At 25.0% G+C, this 20,651-nt stretch carries 8 protein-coding genes; all 8 read left to right on the top strand.

Translation table 4 applies throughout. The features are described 5' to 3' along the window. Positions 1 to 13: 13 nt before the first annotated feature. The 8 genes from GE118_RS00765 (at position 14) to GE118_RS00730 (ending at position 20,648) form a co-directional block, all read left to right on the top strand. Positions 14 to 772 (top strand): hypothetical protein, encoded by a 759-nt coding sequence (locus GE118_RS00765; protein ID WP_158763562.1) that lies wholly within the window; start codon positions 14 to 16, stop codon positions 770 to 772. 14 nt (positions 773 to 786) lie between these two features. After that, the gene (locus tag GE118_RS00760) at positions 787 to 1,752 is read left to right on the top strand and encodes a bifunctional oligoribonuclease/PAP phosphatase NrnA (RefSeq protein WP_158763561.1); all 966 of its coding nucleotides are present in this window, start codon (positions 787 to 789) and stop codon (positions 1,750 to 1,752) included. Next, entirely contained in the window at positions 1,743 to 2,720 is a 978-nt protein-coding gene (locus GE118_RS00755) for a bifunctional oligoribonuclease/PAP phosphatase NrnA (RefSeq protein WP_158763560.1), read from the top strand. Before GE118_RS00760 ends, GE118_RS00755 begins: the two co-directional genes overlap by 10 nt. Before the next feature lie 421 nt (positions 2,721 to 3,141). Next, positions 3,142 to 4,512: a M17 family metallopeptidase gene (locus tag GE118_RS00750; protein ID WP_158763559.1), complete on the top strand. Its 1,371-nt coding sequence runs from the start codon at positions 3,142 to 3,144 to the stop codon at positions 4,510 to 4,512. Positions 4,513 to 4,761: 249 nt separating this feature from the next. Further along, entirely contained in the window at positions 4,762 to 17,577 is a 12,816-nt protein-coding gene (locus GE118_RS00745; protein WP_158763558.1) for an FIVAR domain-containing protein, read from the top strand. 197 nt (positions 17,578 to 17,774) lie between these two features. Further along, positions 17,775 to 19,307: an APC family permease gene (locus GE118_RS00740; protein WP_158763557.1), complete on the top strand. Its 1,533-nt coding sequence runs from the start codon at positions 17,775 to 17,777 to the stop codon at positions 19,305 to 19,307. A gap of 101 nt (positions 19,308 to 19,408) precedes the next feature. Then, positions 19,409 to 19,945: a tRNA (cytidine(34)-2'-O)-methyltransferase gene (locus tag GE118_RS00735; RefSeq protein ID WP_158763556.1), complete on the top strand. Its 537-nt coding sequence runs from the start codon at positions 19,409 to 19,411 to the stop codon at positions 19,943 to 19,945. Further along, positions 19,929 to 20,648 carry an RNA methyltransferase gene (locus tag GE118_RS00730; RefSeq protein ID WP_158763555.1) on the top strand — a complete coding sequence of 240 codons (720 nt, stop codon included), beginning with the start codon at positions 19,929 to 19,931 and terminating at the stop codon, positions 20,646 to 20,648. The genes GE118_RS00735 and GE118_RS00730 overlap by 17 nt, the downstream gene beginning before the upstream one ends. The last annotated feature ends 3 nt before the right edge of the window (positions 20,649 to 20,651 follow it).

Genomic DNA, 20,651 nt, shown 5'->3' with positions numbered 1-20,651 from the left:
TCATTTTTAGATTATGAAATTCAACAAATTTAAACTATTTTTATTTTCAAACTTAGCTTTAACACCAATAATGCTATCTAGCTGTTCAATTCAAACTTATAAAGAACAATATAATCAAAAAGTTAATCAATTAAACAATTTGATTATTGAATTAAACAATTATCCAAAAGAAACAAAAGGATATTATGTTTATTTAATTAAAGCATTAGAACAATATCAATTTGTTATCAAACAAATTGATATTCAAGTAGATAAAGATCATAACCTTTCAGGCCAAAACACTTATTTACCATTAACTACTGCAATAGAAGGTAGAATTTCTGCAGCTAGAGTGTTAATGCAAGCAATTAAACAAAACCCATTATTATATAAATCTAATAATGCTTTAGAGATATATTCATATATCCAAGATTCGGATGAAATTCTAAATAATTCTAATTATTTAGAATTAGGTAATAAAATTCAAGCTTTAGTAGATTTAAAAGAACAACTATTTACCAAATTAAATACCAACCAACAACAAGAGTATCAAGATTATTTAAATTATTTAATTAAGATTTATCAACAAGTTAAACAAAGTTACTACATTAAATTTCAATTTAATTTAATTTATTCAACTGAAACTTATGATTTAATCTTAGATCATTTAAATACCACAATAGATACTGTTAACCAATTTTTAGATAATAAAATCTCAAAGATCAATTTTAATTTTCCAAATGATTTAAAAATTAAAATTGATCAAGAATACAATAACTATATTAATAATTAAGAAAGGAAAATATTATGAAAATAGGAAATTCACAAACAGCAATAGAAGCAATCGAAAAATATAATAACATCGTTATTTTTCACCACATTCGTCCTGATGGAGATTGTTTAGGATCTCAAGCAGGTTTAGCTGAGTTAATTAGAACTAACTACCCAAATAAAAAAGTATATACTGTAGGTAATAACATTGGTTTATTTGACTTTATGGGATATGAATTTACTCCAGAAGATCAAATAGATTACAATGATTCATTAGCTATTGTAGTAGATGCTTCTAGTGGAGATAGAATCGAATGTGCAGATATACTTTATCAAAACAAAACTACTGCTAAATTAAGAATTGATCACCATCCTAATGGTGCAGATATTGATTATGACTACAACTGAATTGATGAACATTATGTAGCTGCAGCTGAAATGATTGCTCAAATTGCTTATGATGCAAATTGAACAGTAACTCAAAAAGCAAGTAGTCATATTTATTTAGGAATTAACACTGATAGTGGTAGATTCTTATATCCAGATACTTCTGCAAGAACTCACAAATTAGTAGCTTTTTTAATGGAAAATGGATTTCATCCAGCAAATATCTTAAGAGAACTTTCAAAAAGATCTCTTAAAGATATTAAATTCATTGGAAAGATCTTAAGTGAATTCAAAAAAGAAGGAAGAGTTTTATATTATGAAATTACTCCAGAAATCTTAAAAGAATATGATATGGATTCATTTACTGCTGCTATGTATGTAAATGAATTAGCTAACATTGAAGATAACTCTTGTTGAGCTTTATTTATTCAATTAGAAGATGGAACTGTTAGAGGAAGATTAAGAAGTAATGGTCCTTTAGTTAACATTGTTGCTAAAAAATACAATGGTGGAGGACATGATAATGCTGCAGGAATTACCGTAGCTTCTTGAGATATGGTTCCAAGTGTTTTAGCTGATTTAAACCAAGCAATTAAGGAGTATGAATGCAAATAGGTAATTTAGAATTAGTTACTAAAGAACTTATTAAATACGACAGCATTGTTATTTTTCACCACATTCGTCCTGATGGAGATTGTTTAGGATCTCAATTTGGACTAAAGGAATTATTAGAAACTAATTTTCCTAATAAAAAAGTTTATGCTATAGGAGATTCTAAAGGTTCTTTTAGCTTTTTAAACTTACAAATGGATACTGTTCCTAGTGATGAAGTTTTAGCTAAATCTCTAGGGGTAGTAGTTGATGCTAACTTTAAAGAAAGAATTGAATTTAAAGAAGTATTAGATAAAAATCTATTTGATCAAGTAATTAGAATTGATCATCATCCAAATGATGATGATCTACCAGCAAATACAGTTAGATGAGTAGATAGCTCTTATGTAGCAGCAGATGAAATGATTGCTGAAATAGCTATTAAAAATAACTGAATTATTACTCCTAAAGCTGCTAATTTACTTTATTTAGGAATTAACACTGATAGTGGTAGATTCTTATTTAATAATACTACTAGTAGAACCTTAAATATTGCTGCTAAATTATATGATGCAGGACTAGATAGTGATTTTATTCATACTAATCTTGCAGCTATTTCTTTAGATGATTTAAAATACCAATCTTGATTATTATCAACCTTAAAAACTAGAGATGGAGTAGCTTATATCCAAAACGATTTAGCTACTACTAAACAACTAGGTAAAACTGCTCAATCTTCAGTAAGAGTAAACTCAATTGCTAATATCCAAGGATATCCAATTTGAGTTCAATTTACCGAAGAAGAAGATGGCAGAATTAGAGTGGAATTTAGATCTAATGGACCGATTGTTCGTAATGTTGCAGTTAAATGAAATGGTGGAGGTCATGAACGAGCTTCAGGAGCTATTATTGATTCATTTGACTTAGTTGAACAAGTTATTGATGATTGTGCTTTAGAAGTTAAAAGATACTTAAACGAAAAAGATAATTAATATTAAACATGAATCTAAAGATTCATGTTTTTATATATCTATAGTCAATATATTAGGGTTGAAATTAAATTTATTTATTAAAGGATATAGAGTTAAGAATGAAAAATCTATCATTTAAACTATTTAAGGAATCAAGAATATAAAATTTTGTTTGAATTTGTGAATTTAAAAGTTCTATATTATAAAAATAATTTTATAATATAAGTGAGATTATATTTTATCTCAAAACTATAAAAACAAAAGATTCGTATATAACTTTAATTTAACTTATTTTTATTACTTTTTAATAATTACCTTGAATAATTAAATATTGATTTACAATATTTAATTATTTTGATAGAATATCAAAAAATATGATTTATTTTAAAATATGTAAACATTTATTAAGACAAAAACCATTTAAATAATTAAGGAGGTGTAGATGATAAAAGTAGATAACAGCAGAAATACAGCTATGTTATTAACTGCTGTGTATGAACAAGATAGCAATGATAAACAAATAGCTAAAAAAAATGGATATATTAGTCATTATTTTGAACAAAATATCGCATATATTTACATCGATAAAAAACATCAAACCATTGATGAATTACAACAAATGATAATAAATTTGGTATCTGGTGCAAACTATGATTACCAAATAGACGTAGAAAGTTTTGTTAATGAACATTTCTCTTTAGAACAAGTTCTTAGAATCTTAATTACTAAAATTAGCTTTGCTCAAGCGAAATTATTCAAAAAAACTATTGAAGAAGAACAAGAAAAAGACAAAGAAATTTCATTATACTTAAACAATGATTCACAAGACATATTAGATTTAATTACTAAACTTAATATAGTAGCTAACGCAATAAACAAAGCAAGAAATTTTCAAATTATGCCAGAGAATTTCTTAAATTCTGAAAACCTAGCTTCAAACATCGTTAATGACTTTGCTGGTATTAATAATTTAAAACTTACAGTATTAACCAAAAAAGAAATAACTAATTTAAATATGGGATTACTACTTTCAGTTAATCAAGGTTCAACACATGAACCAAGAGTAGTTATTGCACAATACCTTGGAGATCCTTCAAGCAAAGAAAAAATTGTTATTGTAGGTAAAGGTATTACTTTTGATACTGGAGGAGTTAATACTAAAGGATATCATATGGAAGGAATGAAATATGATATGTCTGGATCAGTAATTGCAGCTTATGCAGTAAAATCTTTAGCAATGATAAATGCTAAAGTAAATGTTGCTTGTGTAATGTGTATTACTGACAATAGAATTAATAACGATGCTTCTTTACCAGAAAATGTATATCAATCAATGAGTGGTAAATGAGTAGAAGTAGTTGATACAGATGCTGAAGGAAGATTAGTTTTAGCTGATGGTATTTACTATGCTGCAGATAAATTAAATGCAACAACTATTATCGATGTTGCAACATTAACTGGATCAATGCTTGTAGCTTTAGGGAATAGCTATACAGGTATTTGATCAACTAATGATGATAAATATCAAGTGTTTAATAACAGTGCTAAACAAGCAATGGAAAAGGTATGAAGAATGCCTTTACACGAGGACTATAATAAAGGGAATAAAGGTTCTAAAGTTGCTGATTTAGCCAATTGAAGTTCAAAAGTTAGACCTGATTCTTCTCAAGCAGCTATGTTTTTAAAAGAATTCACTAAAGACACTGATTTTATTCACTGTGATGTTGCAGGAACTGCAGACAAAGATGGTGAACCTCAAGGGGAATTAATTGCTACTTTAGTAGAATATGCAATTAATTCATTTAACAAATAATAATTAACAATAAAAACTAAGAGAATTTAATAATTATCTATTAGATTATTTTACTATGAACGATATATATATATATATATATATAGGTTTGCCTATATATGTGTGTATGTGTACTGTTCTTTTTTTATTAATTATTAACTTTTCATACGTAATATACAAAATCTTAAACTGTGAAAAGTTTAAGATTTTATACACTTTGCAAATTAGGTTAGAAATATATGAGTAACTTATTGATATGAAGGAGTACTCATGAAAAAACATCTAAAGAGATTACTAATAGTTGCTCCAGCGACTATTCCTTTAATAGGTATTTCTACTAATGGTACAAGTGAAGTCAAACAAAAAAGTGATTATGAATATATAGATCTAACACATAATAACAATACAAGATCAAACGATACTAGTCCGATTCCTGATAAAAGAGCATACGCAAACATTATTAACTTAACACCTTTCCATTGACAAATGTATAAAGAATGAGATGCGGATATTGATCAAAAAAGAGAATATAAGTTAACCAATGCAAAACAAGATTGGTCTGTTACTATCAATAATACAATGGGAAAAAAATTAACTAATCTAGCAGATAAAGATAGCGGACTTATTACAGCTACTAGATTAAAAATAGAAGTAGAAATACCAAAAGATTTACCAATTTCATTTTCTGATGATGATCCGATATATTTTAGTGTAAATTCAATATATGAAAATTGACCAGATATTTCAGGGGTTTCCAAATGGGGTGGAGATCATCAAAATGATAACCTAAAATTTACTTATAATAAAGCATCTAAAAAATACATATATGATGGAGCAAGTAATTTTCACGATATACCAGGACGCCAAAACGATGGTTTTATTGGTGCTACAAGAGGTGGTAACTATATAAACTTTGGTGATGATGGAGTTTGAGATAACTCTTACCCATCATACTTCCCGCACGGTGGAAGAAGCTGAGGTAGATATTGAGATACACAAGGTCCAGGTAGTTATGGACACCTTGATGACCCCAATAGAGAAAAATACTTACGTAATGATCTTAGAGCACAGAGAAATGATAGAGCTAAAATAAGAAATATCCAACAAGAAGATAGAGGAAGTAATAAAAAAATAGTTTTTGACTTAGATCTTGCAGAAGATGGTAACAGAAAAGAATACTATAAATTAGCAAGGATTCAACTAAAATTTAAAACAAAAATAAATGATAATTATTACTCTGGTTCACAACCTAACAATTTCATAGTCGCTCGCTTAATAAATAGAGACAATCCAGGTGAGACATTTAGTTCTTCATATGATGTTAAAGCATCAAGTGAAAGAGTTATTAGTGTAAATTACACTAAGGTTGCGGATGAAATCAGTGAGAGTCAAGATCAAAAAGAGCTTAAAAATCTAATTGATGATGGATTAAAGCCACAATTTGTTTATAAAGTTATTTCTGGTAATAAAAAAATTAAATATTTTAATGGTGATGATACTAAAATAATACTTAATACCAATCAAATACCACTTCCGTTTAGTAAACTTGCTGGAAAACTTGAAGCAACATCAGAAACAAAATTTAGTAACGTAAATTTAAACAAGAAGTATAAAGTTGTATCTGTGTTGAATAGCTCTAACTTTACTGTTGATACACCTTCAATTAATAATAATTATCATTATATATATACTGAAGTTTATAAACAATATTTAGACACTAAAAAGAAAATAATACCTAACTTAATTGGAGAAAGAAGCGATAAAGAAAAACTAAAATCTATTTATGAAGAGATTTTAGATTGAATTTGAAAAAACAAAGTTGATGGAAATGCTAGCGATAATAACAATGTATCAACATTCTTAAAATATTGAAATAAGCTAAATCCGCTAGCATCAAAAATTCAGGAAATTGAAAATTTAACACACTTAGCAGATAATGTTAAAACAGAAGCAAGAAAACAATTATACGATGTAAATATAGAAAGTCCAGATTTTGGTGATTTAACCACCAAAGTTGTTTATACCTGAAGAGATTTAGATACCAAAACTTCAAACCTTATTACTACTTTAATAAGATATAAAGATGTCTTAAATACTAATAATTATTTAAACGCAACTCATAAAAATAATTTAGACAATGAAGTTAGTTTACTATTTGGGACAAGCGGTGTGTTATCAGGTGCTGGTATTAGTGCGAATTCTAATTTAAAGGATATAAAATTATCAAGTCTAGCAACAATAGCTTCAAACCTTGAAACAAGAAAAAATAATATTGAAATATATTTAAGTTCACTAGATGGAGATAAGCGTTTAACAGCTGCTCTAGCAAGATTGGATGGAATTCTTCGTGAAATAAATAAATTTAAAACCGATAATAATCCAGATGGAGAAATTCTTAAAAAAATCGATAGTTTAATTTCAAAAGGAACTTCTTCAAGATCAACAAATGAAAATAATGCAAACAAATTAAACACAACTTCTGATGATTTAGAAAAAGAATTTGCTTCTATTAAACTTGAATTTGCTAAATTTGCTATTGAAAAATTCCAAAGAGATAAAGAAAATAGTGATTTAGATACAAGAGATTTAAATTCAAAAAATAATGATTTAAAAAGTATTAGAAATCCTATAACAAATGTTAATGATACAAATGATAAAGTAGATAAAGCTTTAAAAGAATTATTAAAGGCTAAAGGTGATGATGCTGAAAAATCATATGATAAAGCACTAGCTGAAATTAATAAATTAAAAGAAGCTAATAAAAATAAAACTGAATATAACGATATTATTACAGAACTAACTAAAGCTATTAGCAATAACCCTAAACCTTCTAAAACAAATGGTGAATGAACCAAAGAAAATATAGAAGATTTAAAATCAAAAACAACTAAACTAAAAGAAGCTTATAAAAAAGCTTTAGTTGATATGTTGAACAAACAAAAAGAACTTGCTAATAATATTATTGTTGAATTAAATAAAAATGAATACAATAAAAAAGATTATAACGATATCAAAAGACACCTTGAAACATCAATAAGTAATGCTAATACTATGAATGATAGTAGTTCTGTTACTGATATAAAAGATAAACTTGATAAATTAGAAAAAGAAAATAAAAAAGCAGCTATGGATAAAGCTGCTGCAGATATCAAATACAAGAAAATTGAAGATTTAAAAGCTTTAATTACTAAAGTTACAGAAATTAAAAATAAGGTTAATAACAATACTACAAAATATCCTTCAGATAAATTATCAGAAATTACTACTGAATTAAATAATAATTCTAATAATAACTATAGTAATTTAGATAATTCCTCTATTGAACTAAAATTGAATTCATTAAAGGAAAAAGCAAATGAGTTTGTTAATAATTTACTTGACAAGCAAAATGGAATTATTGATGGTCATTTAGCTGAAACTAATCCAGCATTAGATGATTCTGTTAAATCGATGTTAAATACTTTAAAATCTCATGCAACAACTACTAAATCAACATCAACTGATAATATAGTTAATGATTTAACAACTAAAGATAGTGCTTTAGAAGTAGTTGCTAAAGGTATTGAAGATGCTTTATTAAAAGATGAAATTCTTAAAAAAATAGCTGAGGCAAATACTTTAAAAAATAATGATGACTTAGTAGGTGATGATAAAACTGCTTTAACAAATAAAATAACTGAAGTTAATAATTATGTTAATACAGTTACAAGTTCTACCGATAAAAATACTTTAGATACTAGAAAATCTAATTTAGAAACTAAATTAACCGAAATAACAAACGCTGTTGAAAAAGCTAAAATAGATATCGCTAAAGAAAAGTTAAGAAAAATCATAGAAAAAGCTACTGCAGATAAAGATGGTATAACTGATCCTACTTTAAAAAGAGAATTAGAAACCAAAATAAATGAAGCAACTACAGCAAAAAATAAATCTAATGCCATTGAAACAGAATTGAATAATGCTAAAGATACCTTAGAAAAAGGTTTAACAGTTATTAAGGCAAAACAAGCCATTAAAGATGCTGAAAACGCTAGAGACGATTTAACTAATAAAGGTGTAGATTTAACAGAACTTAATAAGAAAAAAGATGCTTTAAATTCGTTAATTACTATTGATTCACCTAACAATAATAGTATTGATAATGCAAAAGATGATTTAAATAAAGAACTAGAATTGGCTAAAGCTATTGCAAATGCAAAAGATGTTATTAATAAGATAAATCCTACTAATCCTTCAACTAACACTGCAGATTCTGTTACCGAAGAAAATGATCTTAAAAACACTTTAAAATCTGTAGATAACGCCAAAAAAGAACTAGAAACAGAAATTGCTTCTAGTTCAAAAACAAAAGATACTATTAATAGCAAAACAGAAACTTTAAAAAATGCATTAGAAACTGCTAAAAATAAAATAGTTGATGAAGTTAATAAACTAACTAATATTGATAATGATGTTAAAACTAACATCATTAATACTATTAAAGATGAAAGTACTGATTTAGCAAATAAATTAAAAGAACTAGAAAAAGCAAAATCAATTGATGAAGCAGTTAAGAATCTAAAAACAACTATAGCTGAAGCAAAAGAAAATAAAGATAGTAATGTGCTTACAGGAACTAATTTAAGTGATTTAGAAAATGCAATTACTGAAGCAAACAAATCTTTAACCAATGATAAAGCTGATGCTACAAAATTAATTAAAGCAAATGATGATTTAAATAAAGTGATCATTGATACTAATGTTAAAGAAGTTGAAAAAGAAGCTAATAAAGTTATTGCTGAATTAGATGGTTTAGGTTTAACTAATGAAAGTACAGAATTAAACAATAAACTTAAAGAACTTAAAGAAGCAGCAAAAAATGCTAAGAATTTAGAAGGTATTAAATCTGAATTAGATAATGTTAAAAACTTAATAGATTTAGATAAATCTAAAATTGAAGCTGAAAAAGCTTTAAATAAAGTTAATAATAAAACAAATATTAATAATGATTTAAGTATTAAAGATCAAGCTAACCATAGTGATTTAGATGTAGCAATTAAGAAATTAAATAGTGATAAAAAGAATGTAATAGATGCTGTAAATACTAATCCTAATAAAACTGATATTGATGCAAAAACAAAAACTTTAAATGATTCTGTTGCAAAGGTTAAAGAAGAAATTCTTAAGGTGCTTAATAATTTACCAAATATTGATACCGATGTTAAGGAAACTATAAAAACAGAAATCAATAAAGAAAGCACCAACCTTGATGCAAAACTTAAACAATTAGAAAAAGCAAAAGATATTGATAAAGCATTTAAAGACTTAAAAGATACTATTGAGTTAGCTAAAAAAACAAAAACTGATAATGGTTTAAAAGATACTAATTTAACAGATATTGATACAGCTATAAATGATGCTATAGATGCTTTAGAAAGATCTAAAGATAATGCTGATGCATTAAAAACAGCTAAAGAGGCATTAGATAGAAAAATTATCGATATCAATGTAAAACAAATTGAAGATAATGTAACCAAAGTTATCGACGAGTTAAAAGATGCTAATTTAGACACAGTAGCAAATGATTTAAAAACTAAATTAGATGAGTTAAAAACTAAAGCACCTATAGCTAAAGAAATTAAAGATATTGAAGCAGATTTAACCACAATTAAGAATTTAATTGATTTAGATAAATCAAAAGCAGATGCTGCAAGCACTTTAAATAAAATTAGTGATAAAACCAATTGAACAAATGATGTTATATCAACCGATCCTTCAAATAATGAGTTAAACAACATTATTGATGAAGTAAATAATGCTAAAAAAGAATTAACTAATGCTTTAGATAATCCTTCTACATCTAAAGCTGATATAGATAGTAAATCTACAGCATTAACTAACGCTGTAGATAAAGCAAAAGATAAAATTAAAGAAATAATATCTGGTTTAACAAATATAGATCCAACTGTTAAAAACGATATCATTGCAAAAATCGATGACAATAATACTGATTTAACTAATAAGTTAAATCAATTAGACAAAGCATTAAAAATTGATAAAGCTGTTAAAGATTTAAATGATACTATAGCTCTTGCAGAAAGTACTAAAACTGATAATGATCTTAAAGATGATAATTTAGCAAATATTATCAATGCTATAAATGAAGCTAAAGAAGCATTAAATAATTCTAAAGAAGATTCAGATGCTTTAATAAAAGCTAAAAAAGATCTAGATAGAAAAATCATTGATATTAACGTAAAACAAATAGAAGATGATGCTAAGAAAGTAATTGATGAATTAACTAATTTAGGTGATAATGATAAAGCTGATGCATTAGCTAAAAAAGTTCAAGATCTTAAAGATAAATCATCAAAAGCAACAACTATTAATGAGATTAAAACTGACATTAATGATCTTAAATCAGGTACAAGTTTAGATAAAACTAAATCTAACGCTGCTAAATTATTAAATAAGATTAATAATAAAACTAATTGATCAGATAATTTAGCAATTACTGATGCAACAAATCACAATGATTTAGTAACTAAGATCAATGAATTAAATACTGCTAAAAACGAATTAATTACTTCTTTAAATACAGATAATGAACAAGATATTAAAGATAAAATTGAAGAATTAAATAAAAAACTTCAAGTTGTTAATGATCAATTAGATATTGATGTTAATAGTAAAACTAATGTTCCTGCAATATTATTAAATAAATTTAAAGAATATATTAAAGATCCAACTACTAACTTATCTAATGCTTTAAAAGCATTAGATAAGTTAAATAAATTAGATATGGTAGATAAAGATCTTAATGATCAAATTACTAAATATCAAGATCTTAAAACAACTAATAATATTAATTATGATTTAAGTGATAAATCTAAAAAAGATCAATTTGATAATTCTATTTCATTAGCTAAAGATCTAAGAGATTATTTAAAATCTAATATTACTACAGAGAATGAAAATGTAGTAACAGATGATACAAACTTTAACAACTATATTGATAAATTGAATAGTGCTAAAGATTCTATTGAAGCTAAATGAAATGATCTTGAAGGTAATGATAAAGTAGATAAAGCAACAAAAACATTTATTAAGTCATTAGAAAACGCTTTTGATACTAAAAAAGCTATTCAGGATAATGGATTTGATAATAATAGTGATTTAGATGATTTATATACTAAATTAACTAATAAAGATACTAATGAAAATCTTAAAACTATTGGTGATTTAGATGATAAATCTAAATTCAATGATTCTAATATCACTTTAGAAATTAATACTGTTGATAAATATGACAAATTAGTTAATGATAGTATTAAATTAGATAAAAGAGCTAAAGACGCTTCAGTTGCAATCTTAGATCAAGAATTTAATAAAGTTACTAACGAAAAAGCTAAACACAATGCTAATGGTGAATATGATTTAGATAAGTATAAAAATACTGAATTTGATACTATCAAATCTAAATTAGATGATTTAGTTACTGATAAAACTAATTTTGATACTTCAATCAATGACAACACTACTAACAATGTTGCTATAGTAGAAAAAGCTAAAGAAATTAAAGATAAATTAATCGCTATTAAGTTAGAAACTTCAAAAGCTAAAGCTAATGTAGCAATTAATGCTTTAGATCAATTAAGTGATACTGTTAAAGATAACTTAAAAGCTCAAGTAGCTAAAGCTATTAGCGATGCTGATATTGATTCAATAGTAAATCATGCAAATGATTTAAATAACCTTTATAAACGTCTAAAAGATAAAATTGCAGACTACAATATTGCAATTAATAATGATGTATTGTTTAAAAACTCTACTAAATCACTTCAAACAGATGTTAAAGATGCTTATAATGAAGCTATTAGCTTAGTTAATAATGCTAATGATTTATTAGGTACAAGTTTAGATGATACTGATATTACTACTAAATTAGATGATTTAACTAATGCAATTAATGCATTAGATGGAATAGATCGATTAGCTAAATATAAAGCTGATGCTATAGCTAAATTAAATACTTTATCAAGCTTAAATAACGCTCAAAAAACTGCTTTAGAAAATGAAATTACTACAAGTAATTTCATTGATGATATTGTAGGAATAAATCAAGATATAACTAATGCTAATGACGGTTCAATTTTAGATAAAGCTATTAAATTGAACAATAAAATGGCTGAATTAAATGCATTTTTAAACCCTAATGATCCCAATGATAAAACTAATGGTATATCTAATAGTTTAAAAGATCATTCTGATCCTAGTTATAAACTAGCATCTTCTGAAAAACAACAAGCATTTGATAATGCAGTATTAGATGCAACTAATTTATTAGATAAAGATAGTGGAACCAATTTAGATATTACTAATGTTGATGGAGTTTTAGCATCATTAAAAGATGCTAAAACTAAATTAGAAGATTCATCAAAAAGATTTATAGATGGATTAATCAATAACATTGATAATCATTTAAATGATTCATTAATTACTGATAATGATGTTAAAGAATCATTAAAAAATAATATTCAAAAAGCTATTTTAAATACAGATACTAGAGATAATGCTACTGAAGCTAAATCTCAAGCAATAGGTATTATTAATACTGTAAGTTTTATTGATTCTAAGATTAAAGATCTAGATAAAACTGTTAATAAAAATCCTATCTTTGAAGATAATAGATTTAATTCAATTGCTAAAGAAATTAAAGATGAAATAGCTAAACTTAAAGATAATGTAGATAAGATTATTGATAACTGAAAACAAGGTTCAGGATCTAAATTAGAAAATGATGATATAGTTAAAATCAACCTTGATTCTAAAGTTAATATTGATCTTACAGCAGCAACAGCTACTTTAGCTGATAAGAAATTAAATGAAAAAATAGATAGCATTAATGATTTAAACCTTAATGCTACTAATAAAGTAGTTAAATCAAATATTATTTTTGATTATGCTAAAAATAAAGCTTTAAAAGAAACTTTAAAAGATATCTTAAATGATGAACAACTTAAATCATTAAATAGTTTATCTATTGGAGATAATATTGCTAAAGCAATTGATCTTATTAAAGATAATGATCAATTGCTTAATAACTTAAAAACTAAATTAGGATTAAATTCAACTAATACTATTGATGAAGTTAAAGCGAAATTAGCTAATAGCATTTTAGATAACAATATCTTTAAAACTTTAGTTAAATCAGTATTAGATATAACTCCAGAAGATCCTAATACTATTAATGAAACATCAGCAAATAATATTATTGACAATAATACTGATTCAGAATGAATTAAAGAATTAGCTAAATCATTAAATTTAACAGATTTCAATGATAAAGATGCTATTAAGAAAGAAGTTAAGAAAGTTTTAGGAAATACTAGTGTTAATATGGTTGGTGTAGAAGCTAAAGCTAACTTAATCAAGAAACTTCAAGAACCAGGATTAAAAGCTAAATTAAACAATAGATTAACTGAAATATTTAATACTGAATCTAAAGAATATGCTTCAAGTTTAATCAACAAAGATAATTTCAAATATCTTTCAGATAATGAAATTACTAACTTCATTAATGAAATTAAAGATGCTAATATTGATTTAACCGCTAATGATCAATCATTAGATTACAATATTGAATCTATTGTTAAAAAAGCAGAATTATTAAACTTAGCTAATAAAGCTAAATTAGCTATTAAAAATGTTGATAACGCAACTAAGGATTTAATTGAAACTAAAATTAATGATTTAATCAATGAAGCGTTTAAATCAACTAATACTAAAGAATTAGTTAAAAATGATCCAAGTGATTTATTTAACACTTCTAAACAAAAATTAATTAATGCTGAATTGAATTTAGATAAATTAAACGCTACTACAAGTAATTTAATCAACAAAATTAATCTAGCAAATAACGCAAAAACCACAGTAGATTACTTAAATGCTAAAGATTATACAAGTGATCCTATAGTAGATAGTACTAATAGAATTAATTTTGATCATAGTTTAGCTAATGCTTTAGCTCATACTAAAGATTTAGTTAATGAAAATGTTGATGATCAAGTAAATAAACCAAATAATTTAGTTATATCAATTCCTAATATAAGTGATGATAATTTATTTACTGCTGGAGGAATTGAAAATACTAATGACAATGAAACTAAATCAATTAATAGTGAATTAAATGATTTATCAAGTGATTTAGTGACTAAAACTAATGCATTAGATGGAGAAGAAATTCTTGAAACAGCTAGAGTTAATGCAACTAATATAATTAATTCTTTAACTAATTTATCTAATAAATTAAAACAAGAATTAATTAATCAAGTTAATACTGTAGAATCTAATCCTTTAGTAGATGATATAGTTAATCATGCAAAAGAGTTAAATGATAAATATATTGAATTAAATAATTTATTAAAACTCAAAGATATTATTGCTAATACCAACCATTGAATCAATAATACTAATGCTAAAGATGATCAAAATCTTAAAGATGTTATTGATCAAATGATCAATAACGTTTTAGATAATAATGGTTTAATGCCTAATCATTTAGGTAATATTGATAATTTAACAGCAATTAATGATAATATCAATCAACTAAGATCATTATTAAATGAAAATAATGATAATTCTAATGGATTAAATGGTTGAAATAATACTATTGCTAAAAGTAATGAAATTATTGATAGCTTATTTAATACTGCTTTAGATGAAGATAAAGTATCTAATGAAGATTTAACTGAGTTAAATGATGGTTATAAAGCAATCTTAAAAGATATTATTGATAGTGAAATTACTAAAGCTAAAGCTTTAGAAAATGAATTATTGGATCTTAAAAAGCAATATGCAAGTACAACTGATGTTGATGCTAAAGCTAAATTAAACCAAGCAATTAATGATAAGCAAAATCAAATTAATGCTATCAAAGATCAATATCTAAATGCATTAACTAATGCTAGAAGCAAAAATAGATTGAAAGATTTAATCAATCAAGCAAATCATTGATTAAATAATAATACTTCAAGTAACCAAACAGTGCTTAGAGGTAATTTACCAGCTATCATTGATGAATCATTAAATCATTTATTAGATTTAACTAATGATAATAATGCTTCAAATGATCAATTTGATAAATTACAAAATGCTTTAATAGATGCTAAAAATAGAGCTAATAGATTACATTCTAATCTTGATAGTATTAATCAATTAATTAAACAAGCAAAAGATTACATTAAAAATATAACTCCTGGATCAAGTTTAATTGATCAATTATTAAATAATATTAAACAAGCTCAAGCGGTATTAAATAATGATGACGGAGATGTAATTGATAAGGCTAATAATAAATTAGCTAATGATTTAGCTAATATTATGCTTAAAAATGAAGTTGAAAAAACTACTATTGTAAGAGATAAATTGATTAATAATACTAAATATCAAGATCTAGTTGATCAATTAAATAATTTAATTGATCAAGGAAATAGTTTATTAGATAAAGTAGCTAATACCGCTTCTGTATCTAAAGACCTAAGAGATAAACAAACTAATTTAGCTAAAGAAATTGCTAAAAATACTGCAAGAATTGCATTAGAAAAAGAAGCAATAGATGCTAAAGATTGAGCTAATAAATTATCTGATTCAAAATATAGTTCAATTAAAGATAATATTATTAAAGCAATAGATAAAGCTTTAGAAGATAAAGATAATAAAGATCTAGATCAATTAATTAAAGCAAAAGACCAATTGCTTAATGATTTAGCTAATAGCAAATTAGCTAAAGCTAATGTTGATGCAAATGATTTAATTAAAAAGTTAAATCAAGAAAATCCTAAATACATTAAAGAAATTAATAATTTAATTAAAGCTATCAAAGATGCTAATAATGTAGATCATAATGATACAAATAAGGTTAATGATTCAGTAAAAAACTTAAATAAAGTTATAAATAAAACTAAGGCAAAACAAGTTATTAATAATGCTAAAGAAGCAATTAAAGATCTTATAGATTCTTTAGTTGATAAATCAACTAAAGTTAACTTGAACAACAAAACTACTGATTTAATTAATCAAATTAATAATGTTATTCATAAAGATTTAATTGATGAAGATCAATTAAATAATTTATTAGATCAAACTAATAAAACAATAGATCAAATCAAAGATGCTATTGCTAAAGCTAAATTAGATGATGTTATTAACCAAATCAAAGATTTTATCAATAACAAAGATACAGATAATAATACTAAAGAGATCTTAAAAGATAAACTAAATAAAGCTCTTAAAAATAAAGATTCAATTACTAATAATACAAAAGCTACTAATGATTTAGCTAATAGTTTAATTAAAGATTTAGCTAAAGCTAAATTAATTAATCAAATTAAACAAGCTGAAAAATTAATTAATGATATTAATAACAATCCAAGACTTAAAAATGTACCAAGAAATATCATTGATCAAATTCTAGATCGTTTATACAATGATATTTTAGATGCTAAGAAAGTTCTAGATTCTGATGCCAATACAAGTTTATTAGATCAAACTAGAGAAAAATTAGCTAATTCAACTAAAGCTGTTAAAGATTCAATAGATTATTTATTAAATGATTGAGATAAAAGAATCAATAAAGCAATAGAAGAAATTAAAAAATCTAAGTTCTTAGAAGATGAAATTATTAATAAATTAACTGACCAAGCTAATAAACTTTATGATGATCAAGATCTTAAAGATTTAGTAAAAAATACTAAATCTTTAGATGATCATAGTGGTGATTTAATAGCTACAGTATTAGTTGCTAAAGATTTAGCTAATAGTAATTTATTTGCTAAATCTACTAGTGATAAACAAGATGCATTAAATGATGCTTTAAGCAATATTGATGATAATCAACTATTAGGTAATACTAATAGAGGTAATTCATTGGATAAAGATCAAGTACTAGAAGCAATTGATAGATTAAATGATGCAATGAATTTATTTGATGGCAAAGATCATAAAAATTACTTGTGATTAATTATTACTTCAATTGTTGGTACATTTACTTTTGTAGCTGGTGGAATTATTGCTGCTATAAAAAGAAGAAAAAAGAAAGATAAATAATCTTTTAAATAACAAAAACATCCTTTAGAGGATGTTTTTTTATATGATTTTAGAGCTTTAGTTTAATGGAGCTTAAATAGTTAAAGGCAAAATCTAGTTCTTAGTAAAACTAAACAACTTAATCATAAGTAAGAATGTAAAAACACAATTTTAAATAAGTTTTTAAGGGAATAGTGATTTTTTTGTATAATAACACAATGAAAAATCTTACTAGGAAAATTGGCTTTTTTGCAGCTTTATCTATTAGTATAAGCACAGTTATAGGAATCGGAATCTTCTTTAAAAACACAAGTGTTTTAAAGAATCAAATTTTTAATTCAAATTTTGGATATTTTAGTTTTTGAAGCTTTATAGCTGCTTGAATTGTTGGTGGAATGGTTGCTTTATTTACTGCTTATAGCTTTAGCCAAATATCTAAAGCTAAAGATTCTAAAAGTGGTTTAGCTGCTTGAGTTGAAGTATTAGGTGGTAAAAAACAAGGATTTATTGTTAAAGTATTACACTGTACCTTTTATTATGCTTTAATCAATATTGTATTACCTGTAATTTCTTGTGAGATGCTATTTGCTGCTATTGCAGAATATAAAGGTATTTCCTTAAGTGATATTCATATTGGATATGTGGTACTTACAGGAATAATAATTTGAATTATTTTTAGTTTAATTAACTATTTTGCAATTAATTTTAGTGCTAAAATCCAAACCTTTGCTTTCTTTTTTAAGTTAATCCCGCTATTTGCAGCTGTAGTTATTAGTTTTATAACTACAGGTACAAAAGGTATGAATGTTGATCAAATTAATCCAGGTGCTATAGGAATAGCTAAAATGAATTATTTTAATCTTAGTGGATTATTTATTTCTTTACCTGCTATTTTGTTTAGTTTTGATGCATTTTTAAGTATTGGAAATATGGCTAAAGATGTTAAAAAACCTTCTTGAATTCCTTTGATTTCAATATTAACTATTGTTATAGCTGCTATTTTATATGTTTTTATTTCTATAGGAGTAGGTTTAACTGGTTATGGTTCTATTGGTCAAATTTTTGAAAGCATAGTACCAAAAGCAAATGTTAACCTTAAAAAGACTTTAAAAATCTTAACTTATTTAACTATAGCTTTAGGTGGATTTTTTGTAGTAAATTCTATTTCAATGGTGTCATTAAGAAGTGCTCAAGGTTTAGTTGAACAGAAACAAATTATTTTTTATAAACAATTAAATAGTTTAAATAAATATAAAAAAGATCTTGGAGGATTGGTTTTATATTTTATCTTAGCTTTATTTTATTTTATTTTATTAATTGTTCCTTCAATTATAGTTAATGGTGATTCATTATTAGATACAGCAACTAATATTCCAGTATTAACCTTTTTTATGATTTATGCTTATACAATGTTATTAGCTTTAATTGATAAATTTAAAAATCCTAAAAAACCAGTAATTAAATTCTTTGTACCAATCACCATTATAGCTATAGTTGCTATAATGGTGATTATGGGATATGAATTATTTTATAAAGATATTTATTTATTAATTACTAATGCTAATAAAATTAGTGGTAGTGGAATTTTATATGCTAATAATCAATGATTGATTAAATATGATGTTTATATCTTTTGATCATTAATTGGATTAATGATGCTTTGAATTTTAGCTAATTATTGAATCTTAAAACAACAATTGGCTAAAGAAAATCTAACTTTTGATCAAGTTGGAGAAAATTTAGAAATTTAAATTAAAAGAGTGATTTTTATCACTCTTTTAATTTAACTTGATCGCAGTAGATCAATCTAATTAGCGTTATTGAATATTAAGTAATATAATATAATTTAACTATGTTAAATATTGTTTTATATCAACCAGAAATATGTCCTAATACAGGAAATATCATTCGTACTTGTTTTGCTTTAGGGGCTAAATTACACATTATTAAACCAATTGGTTTTGATTTACATCCTAAGTGATTAAGAAGATATGGTGCAGGAAGAATGCTATCTGATATTCAGCATGAAGTACATGCTTCATATGAAGATTTTTATGCTAAATATCACGATAAAAAGATTAATTATGTCACAAGATATGGACTTAAGTTATATACAGATGTTGATTATAAACAAGAATATCAACAAAACCAAGAGATTTGATTAATGTTTGGAAGAGAAAGCACAGGAATAGATAAAAAAATACTCCAAGGTAATTTAGATCAATGCATTAGAATTCCTATGGTATCAGCAATGCGTTCAATTAATTTAGCTAATTGTGTTTCAATTTTAGGTTTTGAAGTAATGAGACAATTAGATTTTGAGGATTTATCAAAATTTGAAGTTGAAAAAGGAAAGTACTTTTTAAAAGATAATGATTTTAACAAGTAAGCAAAATAGCAAAATTAAAGAATTATCTAAGTTAAAAGAAACTAAATATCGTAAATTAACTAATGAATTTTTAATTGAAGGATATCACTTAGTTGAAGAAGCGATTAAAAAAGATATTGTATTAGAAATATTTGAAGCTAATGAAAGCTTAAAATATCCTGATTCTATTCAAGTATCGCAAGATATTATTAAAAAGCTTTCTTCAACCAAAACTCCTCAACCAATAGTTGCTAGATGTAAAAAAATGCAAGCTAATAATAAACTTAATAAAGTGCTAGCATTAAATAATGTTCAAGATCCAGGAAACATTGGAACTATGATTCGTTTAGCTTATGCTTTTGGATTTGATACAGTAGTGGTTGAAAACACTGATATTTATAATTCTAAAATTATTCGTTCAAGTCAAGGTGCATTTTTTAATCTTAATTTAATTGAAACTAAGGATTTAGCAAGTTATTTAATTAGCTTAAAAACCAAAGGTTTTAAAGTTTATAGTACTATATTAGATCTTAATGCTAAAAAATTAAATGATGTAGCTTTTGAAAAAGAACAAATCATAGTGGTTATGGGAAATGAAGGACAAGGTATAAGTGATACTGTTAAACAACTATCAGATGTTAATTTATACATACCAATAGAATTTGAGAGTTTAAATGTTGCTTGTGCAGCAGCTATTATTCTAAATAAAATCAAAAATAATTAGGAG

The sequence above is a fragment of the Mycoplasma sp. NEAQ87857 genome (genome assembly GCF_009792315.1).
Taxonomy (GTDB): domain Bacteria; phylum Bacillota_I; class Bacilli_A; order Mycoplasmatales; family Metamycoplasmataceae; genus Mycoplasmopsis.
The sequence above is the reverse complement of the archived record's forward strand: the minus strand, read 5'-3'. Positions and strand labels throughout refer to the sequence as shown.